This window comes from Candidatus Symbiopectobacterium sp. NZEC135, from assembly GCF_025962695.1.
In genome coordinates this window covers 1-4,003 of record NZ_JAGFPF010000135.1, presented here as the reverse complement: position 1 = coordinate 4,003, position 4,003 = coordinate 1, and the positions used below count along the sequence as shown (strand labels likewise).

Sequence of the window (4,003 nt, the reverse complement as noted above, 5' to 3'; positions counted from 1 at the left end):
ACTAACTTTGCCACTGGCGTCGCTTATAGCGGCATCAATATCATGCTGTTATGGTGCAGTGCCTCTAAACAGGGATTCAGCGATCCGCGCTGGATGACTTACAAGCAGGCGAAGGCAGTGGGCGGGCAGGTGCGCAGAGGTGAGCATGGCACCACGGGCATTTTTTACACCACCGTGGAGAAGGAAAATAAGGAGGGCGATATCGAGCATTTTCCCATGTTAAAAACGTTCGTTGTTTTTAACGTTGAACAGATTGACTGTTTGTCCCAGGACGTTGCGCCAGCACAGCCCGCTGAAACCTTCGCGCCGTTGTCGCGTGTTGAAGCCCTTTTTCATCACACCGGCGCGACCATTACTGAGAAAGGCCAAAATGCGTTTTACCGGCCATCAACCGATGAAATCTGGCTGCCAGAGCGCCGTCTTTTTTCTGATGCCGCTAATTTCTACGCGACCGGTCTGCATGAACTGGTGCACTGGACGGGTGCCAAAAGCCGTCTGAACCGTGATATGAAAGGGCGCTTTGGCAGTGAGGATTATGCGTTTGAGGAACTGATTGTGCGCCGTAGAGGCGCGAATACTGGAGTGGATATGATTATTCTGGATAGCTGGGAAAATCCATGCGAGCCTGACTTACCGGTGCCGGTGATGAACTGGTTGAAATCCCAAAAGGGGAACGGAACCATAGCATGTCAGGAAAAGGCTCAAACTGCCGAAGCCATCGTAGGCCGGGCGGGTCATCGCAAGATGCGTATGGTGAAAGCTAAACTGCCTGAACCTCAGTCCTCAGAGTTTTATCCTCAACAACGACGTAGCGGTGGCTGCAACGTCGTGCCGTGCCGATACCGGGATGCCATCAGGCCCGGTCTGAAGAAGATGGTGCGACTAAACATCTTCGGCCCAGCCAGCACGGTCTGCCCCCTGTCAGGGGGATCAAAAGGACGAACGGGGCACCTGTCCGCATCGTATCTCCATATTCGCGTAACTACGGGATCGCCTAAATGGGCGCGAGTTTTGCGACCCACATGGCGACAGAGCTGCCATAGTAGCCAAATGCCTGAGGTAATGCTCAGGACAGCCATCTCAGGGTGGATGATCGGGAACGAAAGGTTCCGGGTGACCGGGCCGGGAGTATCCGCTGATCAGGTGAAGGGCAGCAGTGTTTGCGATTCGGGTCTGCCTACAGAGGGGGTGTGCTGATGCTATCCGATACTCTGCAAAGGCGACTGGAATCAATTCCCGTCCTGTCGAAACAGGGGAAGAGAATCAATGGATTGTCACGGATTATGACTGCGCCGAAGCTCTGGTTGCAGGCGTATGAAGATATTGCACCTAACCGTGGGGCGACGACCCGGGGAGTCTCCAGCGACACGCTGGATGGTTTCTCTCTGGAGCGTTTAACCAAAATTATCGATCAGGTCAGTAACGGCACCCACAGGTTCTCCCCTGTGCGGCGGGTACTCATTCCCAAAGCCAATGGAAAGACCCGCCCTCTGGGCATTCCAACGGCGAGTGACAAACTGGTGCAGTCAGTGGTGAAAATTATTCTTGAGCGCATCTATGAACCGGTGTTTTCGCCAAAATCATACGGTTTCCGGCGGGGATGTTCGTGCCATGATGCACTTCTGGATATTAAACATCACTGGACTGGAGTTAAGTGGTTGATCGACATAGATGTGGTCAGCTTTTTTGACAACATTGATCACCGTGTACTGCTGGCACTGTTATCCAGGAAAATCGAGGATAAACGGTTCCTCAGGCTGATAAACAATATGCTGAAAGCGGGTTATATGGAGGACTGGAAGTTCAGCGCCACCTATAGCGGAACGCCACAGGGCGGCGTTGTTTCACCCATCCTTGCCAATATTTACCTGCATGAGCTGGATCAGTTTCTGATACAGAAAAAATCACAGTTCAATAAGGGTGAGCGCCGTGTGGAAAACCCGCAATACCAGCGTCTTACACAGCGTATATATCAGAGGAGACGCAGGGCTGAGAAATTACTGAGTGAAGGCCGTGAAGGTGATGCTCAGGTAATCCTCACCTCGGTCCGTTGTCTTGAAGAGGAACGGTCCGTCATGCCATCAAAAGACGGCATGGATCCGGGCTATAAACGGTTAATGTTCTGCCGGTATGCTGATGATTTCTTGATTGGCGTTATCGGTTCCAGAGACGAAGCACGGGAAATAATGCGCGAAGTCACAGCATTTCTTTCTGAAATTCTCCATCTGGAGGCGTCTCAGGAAAAGAGCAAAATCAGTAAGGCGACGGATGGAACGATTTTCCTTGGTTATACAGTGAGAGCGATCACCGACAGTCGGATCAGAAGAACGAAACTGGGCAGACGCGTAGTTCGTTCAAGGGACCCGGCGGGTCGGATCCATCTTCTTGTTCCGCCTGAAAGGCTGGTCCGGTTTAATCAGCGTAATGGCTATGGCGATCTCGGTCGACTGAAAGCGATACACCGGCGTCATCTGGTGGACAGCAGCCTGCTGGAAATCGTTTTAGCCTATAACGCGGAAATGCGGGGGGCTGGCCAATTATTACCGTCTGGCTTACTGTGCGAAGTTCAGCCTACGCAAGCTGTGGTTCCTCTGGGAAACCAGCCTGCTCAAAACGCTGGCCTTCAAATTACGCCTTTCCGTAAATCAGGTGGCTCATCGTCTTAAAACAAGAAATGGTCTCGTGGTTCGCTTTTGTATACATGGTAAAGAACGGGCTGTTGCCGTGTTCAGTCTGAAACACCTGAACCAGCTTCCGAATCTCGGAAACAAAGTTGATAAACTGGCAGTTCCCTGGTTTACCAGCGGACGTTCTGATGTTATGGACAGGCTTTTAGCCCGACAGTGTGAATACTGCGGAGCAACAGGCGTTCCATGTGAAATCCATCACAGCCGTAAGCTTGCGGATATGAAGGATACACCACTCTGGAAGCAGGTGGCGGCAGCAAGACGGCGCAAGCGAATCGTTTTGTGCCTGACATGCCACAAGTCTCTGCATGCAGGAACACTGAAACCACGTAACGGGAATGGGAACAGGCAAACATGGAGAGCCGGATGATGGGAAACTATCACGTCCGGTTCGGTGGGCGGGAGAGGCATGTTCTCTCTGAGACATGATCCTCCCGACCCAATGCTGAGCTTGGAAGCGCGTTCCTTATGGCGGATCTGGGGATTCTCGGCGAGGTTCAGCATGAAAGCTATATCGCCGCATGGTTAAAGGCCCTGAAAGATAACAAGCGTTATATTTTTAAAGCCGCTAGCGCTGCCTCAAAGGCGCATCGATATTTGATGGATAGACTCTGAATTGGACGGGGCAGCAAAGGAATGCTGCCTTTGGAATTATAGCGTTAATTGGTAGTGTTATAGAGAAATAACGATCAGAATCAAGCCGACTTTAATAGCGATGCACTGTTTACTGGTGCAGCCGCTATTTCCTTGCTGATTATCAATCCCAGAAGGATAATTGTGAGTAATAAAAATCTGTCCATTTCATATTGACCTGATAACATAGGTAATGAGAGGGATCCTGACTCTGTCGGTGAGCGCCTCGCTCTTAACCGACAGTCAGATTGAGTAACACCTTACCCGGTTTATGAGTATTGCTTCAGCTCCAGCTGTTGCAGTTCAACAAGGGTATAAATACGAAAAACATTCCGATGGCGTGTCTCCAGAGGAATATGCTGATGATTCACGATGACGTATTTTATATTAGCGAACAGCAGTTCAAGGGCGCGTTTTTTCTGTAGATCTGGCACGATATAGAAAACGTATATCCAATGCTTATTGGTCCGCGCCAGTAGGTGGTTGGCGATAATCATCTGGTAGCGCGCTTTGGTTTTCAGGTGTCTTTCTGTTTCGATGGCGATGACTTTTCCGCCCGGGAGAGTGATCACCCCATCCGGACGGTGTTTTACCTGATATTGTCTGACAAAGCCTGAACGGTCACCGTTTATCCAGCCAGAAGCGCCTTTCTTCTCCAGAATTAGCTGGGCTGCCTGATTATC

The 4,003-nt window shown here is 50.8% G+C and carries 2 protein-coding genes and 3 pseudogenes; 4 read left to right on the top strand and 1 reads right to left on the bottom strand.

From position 1 onward, the window contains the following. From J5224_RS35845 to J5224_RS23745, 4 genes and pseudogenes are all read left to right on the top strand, one after another. Positions 1-559 (top strand): annotated as a pseudogene (locus J5224_RS35845) (ArdC family protein); the annotation flags it as partial. A gap of 637 nt (positions 560-1,196) precedes the next feature. Continuing rightward, on the top strand, positions 1,197-2,666 hold the full coding sequence (locus J5224_RS23750; RefSeq protein ID WP_264627695.1) for a reverse transcriptase domain-containing protein: 1,470 nt from the start codon (positions 1,197-1,199) through the stop codon (positions 2,664-2,666). Further along, positions 2,548-3,057, top strand: coding sequence for a hypothetical protein (locus tag J5224_RS35840; RefSeq protein WP_369076099.1), 510 nt, complete (start codon positions 2,548-2,550; stop codon positions 3,055-3,057). Before J5224_RS23750 ends, J5224_RS35840 begins: the two co-directional genes overlap by 119 nt. Before the next feature lie 74 nt (positions 3,058-3,131). Then, a pseudogene (locus J5224_RS23745) lies at positions 3,132-3,302 on the top strand (zincin-like metallopeptidase domain-containing protein); the annotation flags it as partial. A 287-nt stretch (positions 3,303-3,589) separates the two neighbouring features. Here J5224_RS23745 and J5224_RS23740 read toward each other — a convergent pair. Further along, a pseudogene (locus J5224_RS23740) lies at positions 3,590-4,003 on the bottom strand (molybdopterin-guanine dinucleotide biosynthesis protein MobC); the annotation flags it as partial.

Excerpts from the sequence above, each read along its gene's own strand:
- J5224_RS23750 (WP_264627695.1), top strand. The coding sequence starts at position 1,197 with ATGCTATCCGATACTCTGCAAAGGCGACTGGAATCAATTCCCGTCCTG.